The organism is Cytobacillus oceanisediminis 2691, from assembly GCF_007678455.1.
GTDB classification, from domain to species: domain Bacteria; phylum Bacillota; class Bacilli; order Bacillales; family Cytobacillaceae; genus Mesobacillus; species Mesobacillus oceanisediminis_A.
The window spans coordinates 1-258 of sequence record NZ_VEEP01000275.1 but is presented as its reverse complement, the minus strand read 5'-3'; the positions used below and the strand labels follow the sequence as shown (position 1 = coordinate 258).

The following is a 258-nucleotide window of genomic DNA, read 5'->3' as shown; positions in this document are numbered from 1 at the left end:
AGAGAGTGGAGAATGAAGTGTTGGTGGTTGGAGTGGTTGTGAGGGTGAGGGTGGATTTGGTTGGGGAAATGGGGGATGAGTTGTGATAGAGGGAGGAATTGATGGGGAAGAAGGGGGCTGGTTTCGTGAAGGTGGTTTTTGAGGTTAGGGTTGGGGTGGTAATAGGTGAGGTGGTGGTGGATGATTTGAAGAAGTTTTTTGGATCTCGTGGAATGGTTGTGCGAATGGGGGGATAGTTTCTGGGGGAGTGGAGCGGAA

General features: G+C 50.8%; 1 protein-coding gene. It reads left to right on the top strand.

Annotation, left to right across the window (positions count from 1 at the left end; genetic code table 11):
* Positions 1-101: 101 nt before the first annotated feature.
* Complete coding sequence (locus FS736_RS25360; protein WP_260983703.1) at positions 102-236, top strand: hypothetical protein; 135 nt, start codon at positions 102-104, stop codon at positions 234-236.
* Positions 237-258 lie beyond the last annotated feature (22 nt).